This window comes from Streptomyces sp. NPDC001568 (genome assembly GCF_042893755.1).
Classification (GTDB): domain Bacteria; phylum Actinomycetota; class Actinomycetes; order Streptomycetales; family Streptomycetaceae; genus Streptomyces.
On the sequence record NZ_JBIAVF010000016.1, the window covers coordinates 66,212 to 87,263 of the forward strand.

20 protein-coding genes and 2 riboswitches are annotated in these 21,052 nt (G+C 70.7%); of the genes, 9 read left to right on the forward strand and 11 right to left on the reverse strand.

Going from position 1 to position 21,052, the window contains the following annotated elements:
- Positions 1-67: 67 nt before the first annotated feature.
- From ACFY0I_RS27585 to ACFY0I_RS27630, 10 genes are all read right to left on the reverse strand, one after another.
- Positions 68-919 (reverse strand): thioesterase family protein, encoded by an 852-nt coding sequence (locus tag ACFY0I_RS27585; RefSeq protein ID WP_388900891.1) that lies wholly within the window; start codon positions 917-919, stop codon positions 68-70.
- A gap of 78 nt (positions 920-997) precedes the next feature.
- The gene (locus ACFY0I_RS27590; RefSeq protein ID WP_388900892.1) at positions 998-1,654 is read right to left on the reverse strand and encodes a trimeric intracellular cation channel family protein; all 657 of its coding nucleotides are present in this window, start codon (positions 1,652-1,654) and stop codon (positions 998-1,000) included.
- Positions 1,655-1,739: 85 nt separating this feature from the next.
- Entirely contained in the window at positions 1,740-2,855 is a 1,116-nt protein-coding gene (locus tag ACFY0I_RS27595; protein WP_388901115.1) for an ABC transporter ATP-binding protein, read from the reverse strand.
- A gap of 8 nt (positions 2,856-2,863) precedes the next feature.
- The gene (locus ACFY0I_RS27600) at positions 2,864-3,871 is read right to left on the reverse strand and encodes an ABC transporter ATP-binding protein (RefSeq protein ID WP_388901116.1); all 1,008 of its coding nucleotides are present in this window, start codon (positions 3,869-3,871) and stop codon (positions 2,864-2,866) included.
- 98 nt (positions 3,872-3,969) lie between these two features.
- Positions 3,970-4,971 (reverse strand): ABC transporter permease, encoded by a 1,002-nt coding sequence (locus ACFY0I_RS27605; RefSeq protein WP_388900893.1) that lies wholly within the window; start codon positions 4,969-4,971, stop codon positions 3,970-3,972.
- 145 nt (positions 4,972-5,116) lie between these two features.
- The gene (locus tag ACFY0I_RS27610) at positions 5,117-6,883 is read right to left on the reverse strand and encodes an ABC transporter substrate-binding protein (RefSeq protein WP_388900894.1); all 1,767 of its coding nucleotides are present in this window, start codon (positions 6,881-6,883) and stop codon (positions 5,117-5,119) included.
- Between the two features lie 40 nt (positions 6,884-6,923).
- Positions 6,924-7,916 carry an ABC transporter permease gene (locus tag ACFY0I_RS27615; RefSeq protein ID WP_388900895.1) on the reverse strand — a complete coding sequence of 331 codons (993 nt, stop codon included), beginning with the start codon at positions 7,914-7,916 and terminating at the stop codon, positions 6,924-6,926.
- Positions 7,917-8,492: 576 nt separating this feature from the next.
- Complete coding sequence (locus tag ACFY0I_RS27620) at positions 8,493-9,233, reverse strand: enhanced serine sensitivity protein SseB C-terminal domain-containing protein (protein WP_388900897.1); 741 nt, start codon at positions 9,231-9,233, stop codon at positions 8,493-8,495.
- A 56-nt stretch (positions 9,234-9,289) separates the two neighbouring features.
- Positions 9,290-10,024 carry an enhanced serine sensitivity protein SseB gene (locus ACFY0I_RS27625; protein WP_388900899.1) on the reverse strand — a complete coding sequence of 245 codons (735 nt, stop codon included), beginning with the start codon at positions 10,022-10,024 and terminating at the stop codon, positions 9,290-9,292.
- Between the two features lie 69 nt (positions 10,025-10,093).
- Entirely contained in the window at positions 10,094-10,777 is a 684-nt protein-coding gene (locus ACFY0I_RS27630; protein WP_388900901.1) for an AAA family ATPase, read from the reverse strand.
- 188 nt (positions 10,778-10,965) lie between these two features.
- A riboswitch (glycine riboswitch) is annotated at positions 10,966-11,069 on the forward strand.
- 185 nt (positions 11,070-11,254) lie between these two features.
- Here ACFY0I_RS27630 and gcvT point away from each other — a divergent pair.
- The 9 genes from gcvT to ACFY0I_RS27675 all read left to right on the forward strand — a co-directional run bounded on the left by gcvT (position 11,255) and on the right by ACFY0I_RS27675 (position 19,934).
- A complete protein-coding gene (gene gcvT / locus ACFY0I_RS27635) occupies positions 11,255-12,370 on the forward strand; it encodes a glycine cleavage system aminomethyltransferase GcvT (RefSeq protein WP_388900903.1) in 1,116 nt (371 codons plus the stop codon).
- Positions 12,371-12,503: 133 nt separating this feature from the next.
- Positions 12,504-12,887 carry a glycine cleavage system protein GcvH gene (gene gcvH / locus ACFY0I_RS27640; protein WP_362880262.1) on the forward strand — a complete coding sequence of 128 codons (384 nt, stop codon included), beginning with the start codon at positions 12,504-12,506 and terminating at the stop codon, positions 12,885-12,887.
- Between the two features lie 17 nt (positions 12,888-12,904).
- The gene (gene glyA / locus ACFY0I_RS27645; protein ID WP_388900905.1) at positions 12,905-14,161 is read left to right on the forward strand and encodes a serine hydroxymethyltransferase; all 1,257 of its coding nucleotides are present in this window, start codon (positions 12,905-12,907) and stop codon (positions 14,159-14,161) included.
- A gap of 184 nt (positions 14,162-14,345) precedes the next feature.
- Positions 14,346-15,992: an APC family permease gene (locus ACFY0I_RS27650; RefSeq protein ID WP_388900907.1), complete on the forward strand. Its 1,647-nt coding sequence runs from the start codon at positions 14,346-14,348 to the stop codon at positions 15,990-15,992.
- 159 nt (positions 15,993-16,151) lie between these two features.
- Positions 16,152-17,534: an L-serine ammonia-lyase gene (locus tag ACFY0I_RS27655; RefSeq protein WP_388900909.1), complete on the forward strand. Its 1,383-nt coding sequence runs from the start codon at positions 16,152-16,154 to the stop codon at positions 17,532-17,534.
- A 280-nt stretch (positions 17,535-17,814) separates the two neighbouring features.
- Entirely contained in the window at positions 17,815-18,129 is a 315-nt protein-coding gene (locus ACFY0I_RS27660; protein WP_388900911.1) for a hypothetical protein, read from the forward strand.
- 220 nt (positions 18,130-18,349) lie between these two features.
- A complete protein-coding gene (locus tag ACFY0I_RS27665) occupies positions 18,350-18,799 on the forward strand; it encodes a hypothetical protein (RefSeq protein WP_388900912.1) in 450 nt (149 codons plus the stop codon).
- A gap of 49 nt (positions 18,800-18,848) precedes the next feature.
- Complete coding sequence (locus tag ACFY0I_RS27670) at positions 18,849-19,262, forward strand: SsgA family sporulation/cell division regulator (RefSeq protein WP_388900914.1); 414 nt, start codon at positions 18,849-18,851, stop codon at positions 19,260-19,262.
- A 144-nt stretch (positions 19,263-19,406) separates the two neighbouring features.
- Positions 19,407-19,934, forward strand: a complete 528-nt coding sequence (locus ACFY0I_RS27675) for a hypothetical protein (RefSeq protein WP_388900916.1) — start codon at positions 19,407-19,409, stop codon at positions 19,932-19,934.
- Between the two features lie 102 nt (positions 19,935-20,036).
- On the opposite strand, the gene ACFY0I_RS27680 is transcribed toward ACFY0I_RS27675, so the two are convergent.
- Positions 20,037-20,789, reverse strand: a complete 753-nt coding sequence (locus tag ACFY0I_RS27680) for a flavodoxin family protein (RefSeq protein WP_388900918.1) — start codon at positions 20,787-20,789, stop codon at positions 20,037-20,039.
- Between the two features lie 66 nt (positions 20,790-20,855).
- Positions 20,856-21,052: riboswitch (cobalamin riboswitch) on the forward strand.

The window sequence follows — 21,052 nt, forward strand, 5'->3', positions numbered from 1 at the left end:
CGGGCGCCGGGTCCCCGGCGGGCGGGGGTAACCGCACGGCCCCCGCCGGCCGGCACCGCGGGGAGCCCTACCTCGGCGCCCGCGCGAGCTGGCGGGACTGGGCCACGAGCCGGTCCGCGGAGTCCCAGACCTCGGCGTCCTCCTCCAGGAAGCCGCCCGCCATGTTGCGGGTGGTGATGGAGACGCGCAGCGGACCGGGGGCCGGGCGGCAACGGATGTGGGTGGTCAGTTCGACGGTCGGGGCCCAGCCGACCAGCCCGAGGTCGAAGGCGGTCGGCGGCAGCGCGTCCACCGCGAGGAGCAGCGAGAACGGGTCGGGGTCGCGCCCGTCGGCCAGCTCGAACCAGGCCCGCATCTCGCCCTTGCCGGAGGGCGCCCCGACGGCCCAGCCGGCGGTCGCCGGGTCCAGCCGCAGCCGGAGGCGGTCGACGATGGCGGAGCTGCCGGGGATGGGGGCCGGGCCGGCCTCGGCTCCGAAGCAGTCCTCGTACGCGGGGAAGGCGGGCGGCGCGGCGGCGGTGTGCACGGCGTCGGGCAGCGCGGCGAGGTCGCCGTAGGAGGCGAGGACGCGGATGCGCTCGACCTCGGCGCCGTTCTCGTCGAACTGGAACAGCGAGGCCTGGCCGGTGGACAGGGTGCGGCCGACGCGGACGACCTGGGTGCGGATGACGGCGGGACCGGGCACCGAGGAGGTCAGGTAGTGCGCGGAGACGGTGAACGGGTCCGGGTGCGGCAGGGCGGCCGACAGGGCCCGGCCGACCAGGGCCAGCAGGTAGCCGCCGTTGACGGCGGTGATGATCGTCCAGCCGGCGGAGAGTTCCGCGTCGTACGCGCCGGGCTCGCCCGCGCGCGGGGAGATGCCGGTGTCGCGGTCGAATTCGCTGTCGCCGATGGAGGCCTGGGCCGCTGCGTATGCCATGGAACGACGGTATACCGGGAGGCTACTAAGCGGTAGCTTTTGTTTGCGTGCCCGGCCCCGGCCGCCCCACCGCCCCCGCTACGGCTCCTCGGCCACCGACGAGCGCCGGTTCCAGGCCAGCGGCGCCCGCCAGTGATAGCGCATGGCGAGCAGCCGCAGCACGAAGGTGGTGACGATCGCGAGGCCGGTCGTCACGGCGTTCAACGTGTCGAAGGCGATGAAGAGGGCCACCATGGCCGCCCCCACGACGGCCGGCACGGCGTACATCTCCCGGTCGCGCAGCAGCGACGGCACCTCGTTGGCCAGGACGTCGCGCAGCACGCCGCCGCCGACCGCCGTGGCCAGGCCGAGCGCGGCGGAGGCGGTCAGCCCGAGGCCGTACTCGTACGCCTTGGTGGTGCCCGTGACGCAGAACAGGCCGAGGCCGGCGGCGTCGAACACGTTGATGGCCCGGTTGATGCGCTGGACCTCGGGATGCAGGAAGTAGACGAGTGCGGCGGCGATCAGGGGCGTGACGAAGAAGCTCAGCTCCCCGAAGGCCGCCGGCGGGACGGCACCGATGCACAGGTCGCGCAGCAGCCCGCCGCCGAGGGCGGTGACCAGGGCGAGCACGGCGATGCCGAAGACGTCGAAGTTCTTGCGCACGGCGAGCAGCGCGCCCGCGGTGGCGAAGACAAAAATGCCCGCGAGGTCCAGGGCGTGCTGGATGCCGGGCGGGAAGAGATCGTGGAGCACCCCGCCATTGTCGCCCGGAAACGGTGCGGGGCCCCCGGGACGTGTCCCGGGGGCCCCGCACCGTCGCCGGTGTCGGTCTCGTCCGCTACTCCGGGACCGACACCACCGCGTCCGCCGCGCCGGGCAGGGCCTTGTCGCCCGGAGCCTGGTCCGGGGCGTTCTCGGGGTGGTGGCAGGCGACCTGGTGGCCGGTGGCCAGGGACAGCATCGGCGGCTCCTGCGTCGTGCAGATCTGCGTGGCCTTCCAGCACCGGGTGTGGAAGCGGCAGCCGCTCGGCGGGGAGATCGGCGAGGGCACGTCGCCCTTGAGCAGGATGCGGCCGCTCTTGGCGCCGCGCCGCCGCGGGTCCGGCACGGGCACGGCCGACAGCAGCGCCTTGGTGTAGGGGTGCATCGGGTTCTCGTAGAGCGACTTGCGGTCGGTCAGCTCCACGATCTTGCCGAGGTACATCACCGCGATGCGGTCCGAGACGTGCCGGATGACCGACAGGTCGTGCGCGATGATCACGTACGTGAGGCCGAGCTCCTCCTGGAGGTCGTCCAGCAGGTTGACCACCTGGGCCTGGATCGACACGTCCAGCGCGGACACCGGCTCGTCGGCGACGACCAGCTTCGGGTTCAGGGCCAGGGCGCGGGCGATGCCGATGCGCTGGCGCTGGCCGCCCGAGAACTCGTGCGGGTAGCGGTTGAAGTGCTCCGGGTTGAGGCCCACGAGCGACAGCAGCCGCTGCACCTCGGTCTTGAGCCCGCCTTCCGGGGAGACCCCCTGGAGCTTGAACGGGGCGCCGACGATGGTGCCGACGGTGTGCCTCGGGTTCAGCGAACCGTACGGGTCCTGGAAGATCATCTGCACGTCGCGGCGCAGCGGACGCATCCCGGCGACCCCGAGGTGCGTGATGTCGCGTCCCTCGAACTCGACCGTGCCGCCCGTCGGCTCCAGCAGGCGCGTGATCAGCCGGCCCATCGTGGACTTGCCGCAGCCGGACTCGCCGACGACGCCGAGCGTCTCACCGCGGCGGACGTCGAAGTCGATGCCGTCCACGGCCTTCACCGCGCCGGTCTGGCGGCGCAGCAGTCCCTTGTTGATGGGGAAGTGCTTGACCAGGCCGGTCACCCTCAGCAGCGGCTCCGCCTCGGATCCCTTGGCGCCGGCGTCCGCGGTGGGGTCCGTCGCGGTGCCCTTCGCGGTGTCCTTCTTCATGTCGTCGGTCACAGCTTCGGCGCAATCTCTTCGGTCCAGATCCGGGTCCGCTCGTCCTGCGACATGTGGCAGGCGGACCAGTGCCGGCTGTCGTCCTGGACCAGCTCGGGCCGCTGGGTGCGGGTGATGCCGCCCTTGGGGACGTCGGCGTAGGGGCAGCGCGGGTTGAAGGCGCAGCCGCTCGGGATGTTGATGAGGCTGGGGGGCGAACCCTTGACCGGGATGAGGCGCTCGGTCTGGTCGCGGTCGATGCGCGGCATCGAGCCGAGCAGGCCCCAGGTGTAGGGGTGCCGGGGCTCGTAGAAGACCTTCTCGGCGGTGCCGCGCTCGACGCACCGGCCGCCGTACATCACGAGGATCTCGTCGGCCATCTCGGCGACCACGCCCAGGTCGTGCGTGATCATGATGACCGCGGAGCCGAACTCCTTCTGCAGGTCTCGGATCAGGTCCAGGATCTGCGCCTGGACGGTGACGTCCAGGGCGGTGGTCGGCTCGTCCGCGATGAGCAGCTCGGGGTTGTTGACGAGCGCCATGGCGATCATCGCGCGCTGGCGCATGCCGCCGGAGAACTCGTGGGGGTAGCCGTCCACGCGCCGGTGGGGCTCGGGGATGCCGACCCGGTCGAGCATCTCGACGGCCCGCTTGCGGGCGGTCTTCTTGTCGACCTTGTGGTGGGTGCGGTAGGCCTCGATGATCTGCGCGCCGACCGTGTAGTACGGGTGCATCGCCGAGAGCGGGTCCTGGAAGACCATCGCCATCTTGCGGCCGCGGAGCTTGCGCACGTGGTCGGCGTCGGCGGCGACGAGGTCCTCGCCGTCCAGCCGGACCTCGCCGGAGATGTGCGGGCGGCTGCGGGCGTTGCCGGTGCGGTGCAGGCCCATGATGGCCAGCGAGGTCACCGACTTGCCGGAGCCGGACTCCCCCACGATGCCGAGGGTCTTGCCGCGTTCCAGGTCGAAGGAGAGCCCGTCGACGGACTTGACGAGGCCGTCGTCGGTCGGGAAGTGCACCCGCAGGTCGCGTACGGAGAGGTACGCGCCGTCCCGCGGGCCGGCCTGTTCGGGGACGAAGGCGGGCCCGCCGGAGGCGGTGGGGGTGGAGGCGGGGGTCTCGGTCACGTCAGCCTCACGCGCGGGTCGATGACGGCGTACAGCAGGTCCACGATCAGGTTTGCCATCACCACGAAGAGCGCGGCGAGCAGGGTCACTCCCATGATCACGGGGAGGTCGCCGGCGCCGATGGCGGCCACGGCGGCCGTGCCCAGGCCCTGGAAGTTGAAGGTCGTCTCGGTGAGCACCGCACCGCCGAGGAGTCCGCCGAGGTCGAGGCCGAACATGGTGACGATCGGGGTGAGCGTGGAGCGCAGGGCGTGCTTGCGGATGACCACGCCCTCCTTGAGCCCCTTGGCGCGGGCGGTGCGGATGTAGTCCTCGCCGAGCACTTCGAGCATGGTCGCCCGGGTGATGCGGGCGTAGGTCGCGGCGAAGAGGAAGGCCAGGGTGATCCAGGGCAGGATCAGGCTGTTCAGCCAGGCCAGTGGATCCTCGGTGAGTGGTTGGTAGTTGGAGACGTCCAACCAGCCGAGGCCGTAGACGAAGATCGCGGGGGCCACCATGCCGGTGAAGAAGATCGGCAGGGAGACGCCGGCGAGGGCGCCGACCATGACGGTCCGGTCGATGGCGGTGCGGCGCTTGAGCGCGGAGACGACGCCCGTGGCCACACCGGCGATGACCCAGATCACGGCCGCCCCGAGGGCGAGCGAGAGGGTGACCGGCATGCGGTCGATCATCGTCTCCCAGACGGGGGCCTCGGTCTTGAAGGAGTAACCGAAGCAGGGCGCCGCGCAGTGCGTGACATCCGTGCCGCCGTCGTAGTCGCGGCCGACGAAGATGCCCTTGAGGAAGAGCAGGTACTGCTCGGAGATGGGCTTGTCGAAGCCCATCTTCACGCGGATGCCCGCCAGGGCGGTCTCGTTGGTCTCGCGGCCGGCGTACATGAGCGCGGGATCGCTGCCGGTCAGCTTCGGGACCGCGAAGAAGATGCCGAAGGTGACCACGGAGACCACCAGCAGCGTGGCGGCGACGTTGAACAGCCGCCGTATGAGGTAGACGAGCACTGCAGTCGGCCGCCCGGGGCGGGTGGCCGCCGTCCCTCGTGGGGACGGCGGCCACCGCCTGCGGCCTTCACCTGCCCTTCGGACTAGCGCATGTGCGGTGAAGGCACTTACTTGCGTGCTGAGTTGCTTTGAACCTGGCCTGCGACTACTTGGCGGCGATGCCCACCGTGGCAAGGTCGATCTTGCCCATGGAGTCGTTGAAGTAGACGTTCGTCAGGCGCGGGTTGTGGTAGACGAAGGCCTTGTCGAAGTTGATCGGCAGGTAGAGGGCCTTCTCCATGACCTTCTTGTTGATCTCCGTGTAGAACGGAGCGGCGGCCTCGGGCGTGGCCGCGGAGGCGGCCTTGTCGAAGAGACCGTTGACCTCGGGGTCGTTCAGCTCGGTGTAGTTGTTGTTGCCGTTCGGCAGGATGAACGAGCCGTCGACCAGGGGCTGGAGGAAGCCGGCGCCGGAGTTGTAGTCGGCACCCCAACCCATGACGATGATGCCGTAGTTCTTCTTCTTCACGTTCTCGGGCGAACCGATCGTGGAGGAGGAGAGCTTGCCGTCGTACTGGTCGATCGTCGCCTTGATGCCGACCTTGGCGAGGGCCGCCTGCAGGGACTCCGCGCTCTTCACCTCGGGCGCGCGGTTGTTGCGCACGGCGATGGTGGTCTCGAAGCCGTCAGGCTTGCCACAGGCCTTGAGGGCCTCCTTGGCCTTGGCCTCCTGCGGCTCGCCCTTCGTCAGGCCGAACGGGTCGAAGCCCTTGTCCGAGCCGGGGATGCCGGGCGGCAGCATGTTGGCGCCGAGGTCACCGCTGGTCGGGCCGCCACGGGCGGTCTGCAGCGACTTCGGGTCGGCCGCGTAGATGACGGCCTTGCGGCACTCGACGTTGTCGAACGGCGCGACGGACTGCGGGAAGGCGAAGTAGCGGATGTAGCCCGTGAACGGGTTGTCCGCGTTCTTCTTGAGCTTCTCGTCCTTGAGGACCTTGTTCTTGCCGGCCTGCTGCATGCCCGTGCCGTCGACCGCGAGGTCGATGTCACCGGACAGCAGGCGCTGGTCCATGTCGTCCGGGTTGGTCGTCACCGTGAAGGTCACCTTGTCCGGCAGACCCTTGCGGATCGTGTCGGTCTTCGGGTCCCAGTTCTCGTTGCGGACGAAGGTGGCACCCTTGCCCGCGGTGAAGCTCTCCACCTTGTAAGGGCCGGTGGACAGCGGCTTGTTGGTGTAGGTGGCGCCCGTGTCCTTGGCCGCCGGGACCGGCGAGGAGGACGGCATGGCCAGCAGGTAGCTGAAGTCGGAGTTGGCGGACGCCAGGTTGAAGACGACCGTCTTGTCGTCCGGCGTCTCGACCGACTTCAGACCCATCTTGTTCGGGTCGGTGTCCTTGTACGGGCCGGGGTACTTCTGGCCCTGGTCGAGCAGGTCGATCAGGTACGTCGGACCACCGGACAGCACGTCCTGCGCGAAGACGCGCTCGATGCCGTACTTGATGTCCTTCGAGGTGACCGGCGTACCGTCCTCGAACTTGACGCCGTCCTTCAGCTTGACGGTGTAGGTCTTGCCGTCGTTGCTGAGCACCGGCAGGGCCTCGGCGAGGTCCGGGACCAGCTTGGTGCCCGCCTCCCCCGGCTTGCTGTCGTACGCGAGCAGCTGGCGCACGTAGAGGCGCTGCATGTTCCACACGAAGCCGTAGTAGGCACGCGCCGGGTCGAGGTAGTCGACGTCCTGCGGCGACCAGAGCTTGAGCTCCCCGCCCTTGGCGTCCGACGGGTTCACGAGGCCGGTGGTGGCCGCGTTGAACGCGGCTCCGCCGTCACCGCCCTTGCCCTCGGACTTCTTGCCGTCGCCGTCACCGCACGCGGCGGTCAGGGACAGGGCGGCGATCACGGCGGTGATCGCGAGTGCCTGCTTTCTGCGGATCACTATTGTCCAACCTCCATAGGTGGGTGAATCGAGAAGCGGTTCAGCTGCCCTTGGGGTCGAGTGCGTCACGCAGCCCGTCCCCGAAGAGGTTGAACGCCAGGACGGTGATGAAGATCGTGATACCCGGGACCACCATGTACATGGGGTCGTCCTGGTAGATGGGGATGGCGTCGGACAGCATCTTTCCCCAGGAGGCGGTGGGCGGCTTGACGCCGGCGCCGAGGAAGCTGAGGGCCGCTTCCGTCAGGATGTTGGTCGGGATGATCAGCGTCGCGTAGACGAGGATCGGCGCGACCAGGTTGGGCAGCAGCTCCTTGATCAGGATGTAGCCGCGGCCGGCGCCCAGGCTGCGGGCCGCCTCGACGTACTCGCGCTCCCTCAGGGAGATCGTCTGGCCGCGGACGATGCGGCCGATGTACGGCCAGCCGAAGAAGCCGATGACGATGATCAGCACGCCCATCCGGACGCCCGAACCCTCGAAGCCCAGAAGGGAGTTGGGGACGACCGAGACCAGGGCGATGGTGAACAGCAACTGCGGGAAGGCCAGCAGCAGGTCCATCAGGCGGCTGATGACGCCGTCGACCCAGCCGCCGAGGAAGCCCGCCAGCGCGCCGAGGAAGCTGCCGATGACGACCGACACGAAGGCCGCCAGGAAGGCCACGACCAGCGAGATGCGGGCGCCGTAGACGATCCGACTGAACACGTCGCGCCCGTTGGTCGGTTCGACGCCCAGCAGGAACTCGGAGCTCATGCCGCCGAAGGAGCCGATCGGTGTGCCCAGGTCCGGGTCGATCATGTCCTCGTGGAACTCGTTGGGCGGGTGGCCCAACAGGCTCACGATCTGCGGTGCGAACACCGCGATCAGGATCAACAGGATCACGACCACGCCGCCGGTCAGCGCGACCTTGTCACGCTTGAGCCGCATCCAGGCGATGCGGCCGGGCGAACGGCCTTCGATGGCTTTGGCAGGGACGTCGGCTACGGACACGGGTGCGGGTGTTTCCGCGCTCGTGTCGTGCAGTGGTGCCGTCATCGTGGTGGGGACCCCTCTCGGCCGACGGGTGGTCGGCCCATGCCCGCCGCTGTGGCGGCGTTGGTGCGGAGTGGCGCTCGGAGTGCGTGGTACACGCAGAACGCGTGCGGAGTGCAGGGTGCGGAGCAGCTGAAGTGCGGAAAGTGCGGGAAGTGCCGTGCGGAAACAACAAGCGAAGTCCACGTGCCGAACCGGGTCCTGGAGGACTGACCGGCTCTTGGGTGGGGAGTCTTCATCGGGCGCTCGACCAGCCGCCAGACCCGCAGATGAATGGATGCGCAACCGTGATCTGACGCATCGGTTCCCGTTATCCGGACTCCGCTGTCGGCTCAGCGGAGCAAGACCGGCCGTTCGGTACCTAACCGGACATCACGCCCAACTCCCTGGAGGAGTGCGTCTATTGGGCGCCCAACAGGGATGAAATCCGGACAAGGCGAAGGCCGCCGGGAACCGTGGTTCCCGGCGGCCCGAAGTCCGTCGAAGGGGTCCGTCCCAGAGTGCGGGAAGCTGCCCGTTTTCCCTGTAGGTGACCTGGTGAAGGCCCTCCGGGAGCGCCCCGGCGGCCTCCGGCGCCCGCTAGTGGACCGCCGCCTGACCCTCCCGGTCGTAGAACGGCCGGGTCTGCGCGCGCAGCCACATCGCCACCGGGTCGTGCTCGTCGGCCAGCGCGACCGTGCACACCGGCACCCCCTCGGGCACCGCCCCGACCGACTGCCGCATCATCTCCCGTACGGATTCCAGCGCGGGCGCGGAGGCGTCGTAGAGGTCGAGCCCCACCGCCAGGTACGCCGACCCCAGCGAGGGCTGCACCCAGGCGCGGCGCAGCGAGCGCACGGCGGGCGTGCGGTGCGCGTGACGGGTCAGCAGCCCGTAGAACTGGGGCAGCTCCAGGGAGGGCTCGGAGAGCCGCAGCGGGCCCGCCGGCATCCGGTCCAGGCCGGTGGCGATCCGGCGCAGGTCGGCCCACGGCACGCCGAGGCCGCCGCCCTGGGCGTGCGGATTGACCCACAGCCCCCAGCGGTCCGGGTACAGGGCGCGGGCGATGTCCCGGCCGGTGACCACTTCGTAGCCGCGGTTCCAGCCGCTCGCGGCCAGTTCCTGCGGCGAGGTCACGCAGGGCGCGTAACCGAGGCCCTCGACCTCCATGCCGCCGTACTGGGCGTCCGGTGAGCCCGGCTGCCCCTGCCACAACAGCATCCACAGCCGCCCCTCGGCGAGGCCGTGCAGCAATGACTCGTAGCTCTCATAGCGCCCGGGAGTCACCTGGCGCAGCATGTGCTCGACCTGCCCGGCCGCGGCCGTGCCTGACGCACTCACCCGGTACCCCTCTTCGTCCGCCCGTCGTCCACCCGTACCGACCAGCTTAAGCGGCGCTACGGGAGGTAGAAGGGGCGTACGCGCTCACGAATCCACTCCGTGACCGGGTCCTCGGCGGCGTCGAGCAGGATCAACTGCACGGTCCAGGGCACCGGTACGCGCGCCAGGGCCCGCCCGAGGGCCTCCAGCGGGGCGCCGCGGAACTCGGGGTCCCATCCCACCAGCCGGACACCGACGTACAGCTCGGGGGCCCCGCCCTCCACGCTCGCCAGACAACGGTGGGCGGCGGCGACCACTCCGGTGCCGCGGAACTCCTCTGCGGCGACGGCCAGGAAGTCGACCGGGTCCTCCTGCCAGTCGGGCTCGAAGAGCCGTACGCGGCCCCCGGTGGCCGGGCCGTCCAGCGGACCCCGCCCGGCCCGGCAGAGCTCGGCGACGGCGGCCGGCGGCAGCGGCACCCCGACGGCCCCCTCCGGGTTCACGGCGATGCCGAGCTGCGGGGGCAGGCCGCGCGCGAACTCCACGGCGGGGGCGATCACGAAGTCCATGCCGGGGCCGGCGCAGTACCGGAACTGGGCCTCCGAGCTGTAGACGGGGACGTACGCCTCCCCGCCGATCAGCATCGTGGGAAGGCTGAGGCTGCCCTGCTCCGGGCCGCCGCCCTCGGGCAGCGGCACCCAGAGCGGGCTGCGCCCGAGCACCTCGACGATCCGCTCCCCGGCGTCCGTCCGCCCGAGCGCCGCCCCGAGCACCTGCTCCAACTCGTTCGCCGGCCAGCCGCTGCCCTGCATGTACCCCTGCCCTCCGTGTGGCGCCGATGTGCTGCCGAGGCTATCGGCTGCGGACGGGCCCGGTCGGAGTCAGCCGTGGAAGGCGATGGAGGTCACGGCGGCGGCCGAGCGGCGGTCGAGCAGCGTCGCCGAGGCGCAGCCCGCGGGCGGCCGTCCGGCCTCGGCCTCGCGGAGCAGCCGGCGGACGGCGCCGCGGTGGCGCGCGAAGGCGTACGCGGACACCCGACGCCCCCGCGCCGCCTGCCCGGAGAGCGCCTCCTCGGCGGTGGTGTCCAGCAGCAACAGGTGCAGCGAGCGGCCCCGGCGGCGGGCGACGGCGGCGAGCAGGCCCCGTACCCAGCTCTGCGTGCCGCAGTCGTGCACCACTACGGAATCGCCGGAGCTGAGCTTGCGCCACAGCCCCCAGTAGTGGGCGACGCGGACGAGCGGCCGGTACGCGGCGTAGGGCAGCGCGGCCGGCATCCGGCGCTCCCAGCGCTCGCGGGCGTCCTGGGAGTCGATGCCGCCGCCTTCGGTGGCGCGCTTGATCAGGGTGCTCTTGCCGCCGCCGGGCAGCCCGGACACCACGACGATGTCCCCCGCCGACCAGCCGAGCCGGTGCGGGCCGCGCGCGGCGGATCCGCGCAGGTCACGGACCGGGCCGACGCCCTCCGCGTGGATCCGCGGATCCACGCCCGCGCCCCGCTGGGTCGGGACCCCGTCCAGCCCGTCGAGCCCGTCGAGCCCGTCGATGGGTCCCGTTGTGGTGACCACTCCGAACCTCCACACAGCGTCTCCCCCCGAAACGGGGCCGCACGAGCCCCCTGCCCACTGAGTGTAAAGAGACGGTAATCCGGCGCGCCCGGTTCCGCTCTCCGCTTTCTTCCGGGCCCCGCCACCCGGTCCCCGACGTCCCGTGCAATGATGTGCGCCATCTGGACACCAACTGCATACCGGCCGCTTGAATCCGCGCGGGAGAGTCCCGGCAGGCCGCAAGGCCGTGCCCGGGCGCCGAAGGAGCAAGTACCTCCCTTGAATCTCTCAGGCCCCGTACCGCGTGGATGAGGCAGATCTGAAAAGCGAGCCGCGACACGACCGTCCCGACGGTCGTCGGAGCGTGCTCCACCCAAGGTGCAAACCGTGGAGTTGACCCGTACGCGCGGGAACTCCCGGCGAACCTCTCAGGTTCCGATGACAGATGGGGAGGATCGTCCTCGTCATGTCATGCCCTGGGACCCGGGAGCCACACCCATGAGCACTGCCCCCCGCCTGACCGCGCTCGACGCGCTGCACCGCTCGCTCGGTGCGACCATGACCGATTTCGCGGGCTGGGACATGCCGCTGCGGTACGCCAGTGAGCGCGACGAGCACAACGCCGTGCGCACCCGCGCCGGCCTGTTCGACCTGTCCCACATGGGCGAGATCACCCTGACCGGCCCCGAGGCCGTCAAGGTGCTGGACTACGCGCTGGTCGGCAACATCTCGACCGTCGGTGTCGGCCGCGCCCGCTACACGCACATCTGTCGGGAGGACGGCGGGATCCTCGACGACCTGATCGTCTACCGCCTGGGCGAGACCGAGTTCATGGTCGTCGCCAACGCCTCCAACGCCCAGGTCGTGCTGGACGCGATCACCGAGCGCGCCGCCGGCTTCGACGCCGAGGTCCGTGACGACCGTGACGCGTACGCGCTGATCGCCGTCCAGGGCCCCGAGTCCCCCGGCATCCTGAAGTCCCTCACGGACGCCGACCTGGACGGGCTGAAGTACTACGCGGGCCTGCCGGGCACCGTCGCGGGCGTGCCCGCGCTGATCGCGCGTACGGGCTACACGGGCGAGGACGGCTTCGAGCTGTTCGTCTCCCCCGAGCACGCCGTGGCGCTGTGGCAGGCGCTCACCGAGGCGGGCGCGGGCGTCGGCCTGGTCCCGGCCGGCCTGTCCTGCCGCGACACGCTGCGCCTGGAAGCGGGCATGCCGCTGTACGGGCACGAGCTGACCACCTCCCTCACCCCGTTCGACGCGGGTCTGGGCCGGGTCGTGAAGTTCGAGAAGGAGGGCGACTTCGTCGGCCGCGCCGCGCTGGAGGCCGCCGCCGAGAAGGCCGCCACGAAGGCGCCGCGCAAGCTGGTCGGTCTGATCGCCGAGGGCCGCCGCGTCCCGCGCGCCGGCTTCCCCGTCGTCGCCGACGGCCGGGTCATCGGCGAGGTCACCTCGGGCGCCCCGTCCCCGACGCTGGGCAAGCCGATCGCGATGGCGTACGTCGACGCGGAGCACGCCGCACCGGGCACGTCCGGCGTGGGCGTCGACATTCGCGGTACGCATGAGCCGTACGAGGTCGTGGCCCTGCCGTTCTACAAGCGGCAGAAGTAGTCCCGCACACGGCGACGCGGCACGGACCGGCCGTACGGACACCCGTACGGTGGCGTCCCGTGCCGTCCCGTGGCGTCCCAGCATCCAAGACCGCTGTTCGTATCCACTCCCCCGCATCCAGGAGAATCAGGTCATGAGCAACCCCCAGCAGCTGCGTTACACCAAGGAGCACGAGTGGCTGTCGGACGCCGTGGACGGCGTCGCGACGGTCGGCATCACGGAGTTCGCGGCCAACGCGCTCGGTGACGTCGTCTACGCCCAGCTCCCCGAGGTCGGCGACACCGTCACCGAGGGCGAGACCTGTGGCGAGCTGGAGTCGACCAAGTCGGTCAGCGACCTGTACTCCCCCGTCTCCGGCGAGGTCGTCGAGGCCAACCAGGACGTCGTGGACGACCCGGCCCTCGTGAACACGGCCCCGTTCGAGGGTGGCTGGCTGTTCAAGGTGCGACTCTCGGACGAGCCCAAGGACGTGCTCTCGGCCGAGGAGTACGCCGCGCTCACCCACTCCGACAACTGACACCCCAGGGGATCTTGATGTCCGTACTGAACACGCCCCTCCACGAGCTCGACCCCGACGTCGCCGCCGCCGTCGACGCCGAACTCGTGCGCCAGCAGTCCACCCTGGAAATGATCGCGTCGGAGAACTTCGCTCCCGTCGCCGTCATGGAGGCCCAGGGCTCGGTCCTGACCAACAAGTACGCCGAGGGCTACCCCGGCCGCCGCTACTACGGCGGCTGCGAGCACGTCGACGTCGTCGAGCAGATCGCGATCGACCGGATCAAGGCGCTCTTCGGCGCCGAGGCCGCGAACGTGCAGCCGCACTCCGGTGCGCAGGCGAACGCCGCCGCGATGTTCGCGCTGCTGAAGCCGGGCGACACGATCATGGGCCTGAACCTGGCCCACGGCGGTCACCTGACCCACGGCATGAAGATCAACTTCTCCGGCAAGCTCTACAACGTGGTCCCGTACCACGTCGACGAGACCGGCGAGGTCGACATGGCCGAGGTCGAGCGCCTCGCCAAGGAGTCCAAGCCGCAGCTGATCGTCGCCGGCTGGTCCGCGTACCCGCGCCAGCTGGACTTCGCCGCCTTCCGCCGCATCGCGGACGAGGTCGGCGCGTACCTGATGGTCGACATGGCGCACTTCGCCGGTCTGGTCGCCGCGGGTCTGCACCCGAACCCGGTGCCGCACGCCCACGTCGTCACCACCACCACGCACAAGACCCTCGGCGGTCCGCGCGGCGGTGTCATCCTGTCGACGCAGGAGCTGGCCAAGAAGATCAACTCCGCGGTCTTCCCGGGCCAGCAGGGCGGCCCGCTGGAGCACGTGATCGCGGCCAAGGCCGTCTCCTTCAAGATCGCGGCCTCGGAGGACTTCAAGGAGCGCCAGGTGCGCACCCTGGAGGGCGCGCGCATCCTGGCCGCCCGCCTGGTCCAGGACGACGTCAAGGCCGTGGGCGTGGACGTCCTCACCGGCGGCACCGACGTGCACCTGGTCCTGGTGGACCTGCGCAACTCGGAGCTCGACGGCCAGCAGGCCGAGGACCGCCTGCACGAGGTCGGCATCACGGTGAACCGGAACGCCATCCCGAACGACCCGCGGCCGCCGATGGTGACCTCGGGCCTGCGGATCGGTACGCCTGCGCTCGCCACCCGCGGTTTCGACGCCGAGGCCTTCACCGAGGTCGCCGATGTCATCGCGCAGGCGCTGAAGCCGGAATACGACGCGGCGGACCTGAAGGCGCGCGTCTCGGCGCTCGCCGCGAGGTTCCCGCTGTACCCGACGCTCTAGTCGCTCCGGTCCCTCCGGTCGACGGACGGGGCCCGGCCGTGTTGTCCACAGGGCCGGGCCCTTTTCATGACCAATGTCCTCGGCGGATGCCGCCCATCGCCTCTTAAACGTTCAAAAAGTGGCAAATAGTCTCGCGATAAAGACAGCACGCCACGGCATCCCCGTCAGGACGGACACCCTCCCCATGGACATGAGCGCAGCGAACAGGAAGGGACTCAGTCTCTTCGCGCTGATCATGATCGGCATCGGCTCGATCTTCGGATCGGGCTGGCTCTTCGGTGCGGGCACGGCCGCGCAGGTCGCGGGCCCCGCGGCGCTCGTCGCCTGGGTCATCGGGGCCGTCTTCATCGGCATGATCGCCATGTCCTACGCCGAGGTGGGCGCCGCCTACCCGATCCCCGGCGGCATGGCCCGGTACGGGGCCATCTCGCACGGCCCGGTGCTCGGCTTCATCACCGGCTGGGCGGTGTGGATCGCGGTCGCCTCCCTGATCCCCATCGAGTCGATCGCGGCGACCCAGTACATGTCCTCCTGGAGCTTCGGCTGGGCGCAGGACCTGGTGGACGCCGGGTCCCACCAACTGACCGGCTTCGGGATGGCCGTCGCGCTGGCGCTCACCGTGGTGCTCTGGCTGTCCTGCTACTGGTCGGTCCAGCTGCTGGCGAAGATCAACGCGGCGCTGACCCTGGTCAAGTTCGCGATCCCGGTGCTCGCCGTCGGCGCGCTGATCGCCTCCGGCTTCCACTCCGAGAACTTCTCCGCCCACGGCGGCTTCGCACCGAACGGCTGGACCGCCGTCCTGACCGCCGTGACCACCTCGGGCGTCGTCTTCGCCTTCAACGGCTTCCAGGCCGTCGTGAACCTCGGCGGGGCCGCCAAGAACCCGGGCCGGGCCATCCCGATCGCCCTGGTCGGCGCGCTGTCCCTGGGCCTGGTCATCTACCTCGCCCTCCAGGCGGCCTTCCTGGGCGCCGTACCGCCGGAGCACCTGGCGCAGGCCGGCGGCTGGTCCGGGGTGAACTTCAACTCGCCGTTCGCCGACCTCGCCAAGCTGCTGATGATCCACTGGGTGGTGGTGATGCTCCAGTTCGGCGCCTTCATCTCCCCCGCCGGCTCCAACATCGCCAACGTGGCCTCGGCGGCCTACATGGTCCAGAACCTCTCCGAGACCGGGTTCTTCCCCAAGCGGCTCAAGGAGACGCACCCCGTGTACGGGACCGCCCGCCCGGCGATGTGGCTGAACCTGGGGTTCTCCGTCCTGCTGCTGGTGACCGTCGGTCACAGCTGGAAGACCCTGGCGCCGGTCATCTCGGCCGCGATGGTGATCTCGTACCTGATCGGTCCGGTCGCGGTCGGCGTCTTCCGTCGCACCAAGCCCGACCTGCCCCGCCCCTTCCGGCTGCCCGCGGCGAAGGTCCTGTGCCCGCTCACCTTCGTCTTCGCCGCCTGCGCCCTGTACTGGTCGAAGTGGCCGAACACCGGCATCGTCACCGCGCTGACCCTGCTGGCCGCCCCGATCGCCGCGCTCGTGCTCTCCCGCAAGGGCGAGCGGAACCTCTCCCGCCAGTTCGCCCCGGCCTGGTGGATCGTCTTCTTCCTCGGAGCCCTGTCCCTGCTGTCCTGGCTCGGCTCCACCGACTTCGGCGGCCGCGGCGCCATCCCGGGCGGACTGGACATCGCCCTCGTGGCGGCCATGGCCCTCGTCACGTACTTCTGGGCCGTGCACGCCGGCGTCAAGGCCCACCGGGCGGGCCTGCCGGGCCCGGACCCGGTGCTGGACGGCTCCGCCGCCCCGGCGCCGGAACCGGAACGCGAGCCGGCCCACGCCTGAACGCCACGTCCGGCAGCAGAGGCGTTCACCTGCACGCGTTAGGCTCGACCAGCGGACAAAATCCGCAGATCCGCCCCTTTGATCACCACACCGCTCGATCAGCACACCGCTCCACCTCCTGCCCCCTCCCACCCCACGAGCAGACAAGGGAGTCCGCCAGTGGCCATCTCCGTCTTCGACCTCTTCTCCATCGGTATCGGCCCGTCCTCCTCCCACACGGTCGGCCCGATGCGCGCGGCGCGCATGTTCGTCACGCGGCTGAAGAAGGACGGCGTCCTCGCCCAGACCGCCTCCGTCCGCGCGGAGCTCTTCGGGTCGCTCGGCGCCACCGGCCACGGCCACGGCACTCCCAAGGCGGTGCTGCTGGGCCTGGAGGGGCATTCCCCCCGCACGGTGAACGTGGAGACCGCCGACGCCGAGGTCGAGCGCATCCGGCAGAGCGGCCGGCTGCGGCTGCTGGGGGCGGAGATAGGCGATGGCCACGAGATCGCCTTCGACGAGCCCAACCAGCTGATCCTGCACCGCCGCCGATCGCTCCCGTACCACGCGAACGGCATGACGCTCTTCGCCTACGACGAGGCCGGCAACCCGCTCCTGGAGAAGACGTACTACTCGGTCGGCGGCGGCTTCGTCGTCGACGAGGACGCGGTCGGCGAGGACCGGATCAAGCTCGACGACACCGAGCTGAAGTACCCGTTCCGCTCGGGCGACGAGATGCTGCGCCTCGCCAACGAGACCGGCCTGTCGATCTCCTCCCTGATGATGGAGAACGAGAAGGCCTGGCGCACCGAGGAGGAGATCCGCGAGGGCCTCCTGGAGATCTGGCGGGTCATGCAGTCCTGCGTCGCTCGCGGCATGTCCCGCGAGGGCATCCTGCCGGGCGGCCTGCGGGTCAAGCGCCGGGCCGCCTCCACGGCGCGCCAGCTGCGCACCGAGGGCGACCCGATGATGCACCGCAGCGAGTGGACCACCATCTACGCGATGGCGGTCAACGAGGAGAACGCGGCGGGCGGGCGCGTGGTGACCGCCCCGACGAACGGCGCGGCCGGGGTGCTGCCCGCGGTCCTGCACTACTACATGAACTTCGTGCCGGGCGCGGACGAGGACGGCGTGGTCCGCTTCCTCCTCGCGGCGGGCGCGATCGGCATGCTGTTCAAGGAGAACGCCTCGATCTCCGGCGCCGAGGTCGGTTGCCAGGGCGAGGTCGGCTCGGCCTGCTCGATGGCGGCCGGCGCCCTCGCCGAGGTCCTGGGCGGCACCCCGGAGCAGGTCGAGAACGCCGCCGAGATCGGCATGGAGCACAACCTGGGGCTGACCTGCGACCCGGTCGGCGGCCTGGTGCAGATCCCCTGCATCGAACGCAACGGCATGGCGGCCGTGAAGGCCGTCACCGCCGCGAAGATGGCCATGCGCGGCGACGGCAGCCACAAGGTCTCCCTCGACAAGGTCATCAAGACCATGAAGGAGACCGGCGCGGACATGAAGGTCAAGTACAAGGAGACCGCCCGCGGCGGCCTCGCGGTCAACGTCATCGAGTGCTGACCGGCGCCGACCCGGGCTGACCGGGCGGCGGTGACGGAGGGGCCCGGCGCAGGTGCGCCGGGCCCCTCCGCGCCAGTACCTATCCGGACATTCCCGGTATGCGAAATTGCCACCGGTTCGGGGTTTGGATCGAGTTGATCACGCTTGAGGGGGAACAACCCGGTCTGGGCTGGTTCTTGATGATCACGTGCGCAAGGGTGATCCCACGACGTCGCGTCCCACCCGGCGGTCGGCCAACCGCCTTGGAATCATGCCGTTTTGCGTACTGGAGGACTTCACCATGGCAAGCACCCGCAGCATCCGCGTGATGGCGGCGCTCGCATCGCTCCCCCTCGCCGCCGCCTTCTTCACGGGCGCGGCACAGGCCGACAACGGGGCCGGCGCCGCGGGCACCGCCTCGAACGCCGCCCTCGCCGAGATCCTCGGCAGCGGGGTCGGCGGCAGCAACGCCGGCAACTCCTCCACAGCACAGCAGGTCGCCTCCGGCTTCGGCGCCTCGAACCAGAACAACGGCGCGCAGGCGAACGGCTCCGGCTTCACCGCCATCGGCCAGTCCAACTCGCACGAGTCGCTGGTCTGGAACCCGCTGCCGTAGCGACCGCGCGGCCCGCCGCCGCGCCCGAAGAGCCCGTCCTCCTTGCCGGAGGGCGGGCTCTTCCGCGTACGGAACCAGGGGCGGGGCAGGGGCGTCGCAGGAGGCGGCTACGATCTCGCGTACCGGCGAGGGGGGAAGCGTGGAAACATCGCACTGGGCTCCAAGTCCGCATGCCTCGGGGTCATTTGAAGGGCACAATCCGATCGCCCTGATCACGATCGTGCTGGTCGGACTGGTCGCCGCCGCCGGCCTCCTGGCGTACGCGCTCAACGCGCGAGCACCCCGGCGCAGGATCGCCGCGGCCTGCGGGGCCGGGGCCGTCGGCCTCTACGTGTGGGGCACCCTGCCGCTGCTGTTCCTCGACGAGAGCCGCACCTTCGACGCCTGCCTGAAGGCGGTCGGGCAGGACCGGATGGCCCGCGTGGACGGCTACCGGGCGACCTTCCTGCCGCTGGAGCTGGAATGCCACATCCCCGGCGACCCGCACCGCCGGCTCGCCGCCGTCCCCCCGTACGTCAACCCGGGCGCGGCCCTGCTGCTGCTCGGCGCGCTCGGCGCCGGGGTCTCCGCCCTGGTCGGCCTGCGGCTGCCCGCGGGCCCCGAGGACGGGTCCAGGGGCCCGTCCGCCTCGGGACCTTCGGCGCCCGGCCGGGCCGAGGGGGTCGGCTAGCGTGCCGGAAGGGCCCCGGAAGACCCCGTTCGAGAGGAAGGCTCACCCGTTGGACACCGTCGTCACCGAGCACCGCGTCCTGCCGCTCCGGCTGGAGGCGGCTCCCGTGTCCGTCCCCCTCCAGGGAGTCTTCGTGTACCGCACGGACCGGCCGTACGAGCTGGCCGTGGACTTCCGCGGCGCGGGGGTCCACCTGGCGCGCTGGGTCTTCTCCCGGGAGCTGCTGCTCGACGGGGAGGCCACCGCGACGGGCGAGGGGGACATACAGGTGTGGCCCCGTCGGCAGCGTTCGGAGCCGCGGGTCTTCCTCGCCTTCAGCAACGGCCTGCAGAACTGCGTGGTCTCCGCCCGCGCCAAGGACGTCCGCGAGCTGTGTCGCCGGATGACCGTCCTGGTCCCGCGCGGTCAGGAGCGCCGCCACTACGACCTCGACGCCGAGGTGAGCGCCCTGCTGGCGCACTGACCGGCCGCCCGGTGCGCCGCGCGGCCGGGGGGGGCGCCGGAGCGGGCGGAAACGGGGCGGCGCGGGCGTGCAACCGTGGGCGCCCCTCGGGTGTCCTACCCGATGACAACCCTGTCCCCGTCTCTGAAGAATCGGGGGGACGTCATGCGTCACCTGCTTCGCCCTCGTCGTCGGCGGATCGTGGCCCTGGCCACGGGCGCGCTGCTCACCGCCGGACTCGCACTCGCCGGTCCGGCCACCGCCGCCTCCGCCGCCGCTTCCACCACCAGGACCCAGACTCCGCTCGTCGTGAACGCCCGCTGGGGCGGTCACTGCACCTTCGACCGGATCGTGATCGACCTCCAGGGCTACGTCCCGACGGTCAACGTCAGTCCCGTTTCCAAGCTGGTCTACGACGGGTCGGGCAAGCCCGTCCCGCTGGCCGGGAAGTACTTCCTGGAGATCCGCCTGAACCCGGCCGCGGGCCACGACGACGCCGGCCAGAACGTCTACCAGGGCCCCCGGCTGCAGAAGATCTACCTGCCCAAGCTGAAGGGCATCGCCATGACCGGCGACTACGAGGGGTACGTGACCTTCGGCGCCGCCTTCGACACCAAGCCGGCCTACGGCGTCACCGTCCTGCACAACCCGGAACGGGTCGTGGTGGACGTCTCGCACCCCAACGTGTGCTGACCTGACGGGACCCGCGCGCGGTCGGGGGCCCGGGGTGTCGCACACCCCGGGCCCCCTGTCGTCACCGGTCGGGGTCGGCCCACCGGTCCGCCTCCGGACGGCTCAGCGGTGCTCGGGGTTGGGGAAGTCGAGGCGACAGCCCGCGTCCCACTCGGAGCGCTGGTTGCCGTGCGCGGGGAAACCGCCGGCGCGCTTGATGAGCGCGGCCAGGTGCATGAGGTTCCAGGACATGAAGGCCGTGTTGCGGTTGGTGAAGTCGTTCTCGGGGCCGCCCGAACCCGGGTCCAGGTAGGAGGGTCCCGGCCCGGCCTCGCCGATCCAACCGGCGTCGGCCTGCGGCGGGACGGCGTAGCCGAGGTGCTGGAGGCTGTAGAGGACGTTCATGGCGCAGTGTTTGACGCCGTCCTCGTTGCCGGTGATCAGGGCTCCGCCGACGCGCCCGTAGTAGGCGTACTGGCCCCGTTCGTTGAGGATCGAGGAGCAGGCGTAGAGCCGCTCGATCACCTGCTTCATGACGGAGCTGTTGTCGCCCAGCCAGATCGGGCCGCAGAGCACGAGGATGTCGGCGTCCATGATCCGGCTGTACAGGACCGGCCACTGGTCGCTCTCCCACCCGTGCTCGGTCATGTCCGGCCAGACCCCGGTGGCGATGTCGTGGTCGACGGCCCGGATCAGGGACGTACGGGCGCCGGCGGCCTCCATGACGGCGCGGCTGCGCGCGATGAGGCCCTCGGTGTTGCTGGGTTCGGGCGAGCGTTTGAGGGTGCAGTTCACGTAGACGGCGGAGAGGTCCGAGTAGTCGAAGGAGTCGTCAGCCACTCCCCCACGCTGGCCCGGCCGGGCCCCGGGCGCCATCGGGCCGCACCCACCCGGGTCACCGCCCGCCGGCGGGGCCGGGTTGTTGCCGGTCCGCGCGGCCGACTACTGTCAGCGGGCCTTGGTGTTCGGGAAACCGGTGGAAAACCGGTGCGGCCCTCGCCACTGTGATCGGGAAGTCCGGCTCCATTCCTGCGGGAAGCCACTGGGTTCCGCGCGGGAGACCGCACGGCCCCGGGAAGGCGGAGTCAGGGCATCAGTACCCGTGAGCCAGGAGACCGGCCGGGGCACGTCGTCCATCC